General features: G+C 55.3%; 1 pseudogene. It reads left to right on the top strand.

Annotation, left to right across the window (positions count from 1 at the left end):
• The first annotated feature begins 197 nt into the window (after positions 1-197).
• Positions 198-952, top strand: a pseudogene (locus AD928_RS14205) (IS5 family transposase).
• The last annotated feature ends 9 nt before the right edge of the window (positions 953-961 follow it).

Raw genomic sequence — 961 nt, 5'->3', positions numbered from 1 at the left:
TCCCCCCCCCATGACTGTCATTCCAAAGAACGCGGTGCTTCGACGCGAGTCAACAGATCATCCGGCAAACGCCACTGAAGGCGCAGAACCTCTACCATCGGCGTGTCGTCAGTTAAGCCCTGAGTGTGGCACGTGAGGGTTGTACTTTGTGGCTGCGTGTGGTGACTGTTTCCCCAGTTTTTGGGGAAGACAGACGGATATGGCGCTATGGTTTACGCGATGACCAGTGGGAGCGAATAAAGGATCTTCTCCCCGGTCGTGAAGGCTATGTCGGCGGCACTGCGGCGGACAACTGTCTGTTCGTGGAGGCGGTGCTATATCGCTATCGCGTGGGCGTTCCATGGCGCGATCTTCCTGCCCGTTTCGGGGACTGGAAAAACATGCACCGGCGTCTGCGCCGCTGGTGTGAAAGCGGTGTCATCGAACGGGTATTTCGTTATCTGGCCGCTGACCACGACAATGAATGCATGATGATCGACAGCACAATTGTCCAGGCGCATCAGCATAGTGTCGGAGCTCTCAAAAAAGGGGCACGGATCAGGCCATCGGACGATCACGAGGCGGGTTGACTACAAAGATCCATGCCATCTGCGACGCTCTGGGCAATCCGATGGAACTCGGCATCACTCCGGGACAGGATGCCGATATCACCTAGGCGGAACCGCTTTTGGAGAACATCGACCCGGATGCTTTCCTGGCTGACAAAGCGTATGACGCGGACGAATTGATCGATCGGCTGATACAGCACGGGATTACCTTGGTCATCCCCCCAAAACGCAACAAAACGACACGACGGAAAACCGATTTTTCTCTCTACCGCGAACGGAACCTTGTTGAGAAGTTCCTCAATAAGCTCAAGCGGTTTCGCGCTATCGCAACCCGCTACGAGAAACTAAAATCAACCTTCCTCGTAGCCGTGCAGTTCGCCTCAATCATCCTCCTGCTTAACTGACGACACGCC

Source organism: Acetobacter cerevisiae (genome assembly GCF_001580535.1).
GTDB classification, from domain to species: domain Bacteria; phylum Pseudomonadota; class Alphaproteobacteria; order Acetobacterales; family Acetobacteraceae; genus Acetobacter; species Acetobacter cerevisiae.
This window is presented reverse-complemented; position numbering and strand designations above follow the sequence as displayed.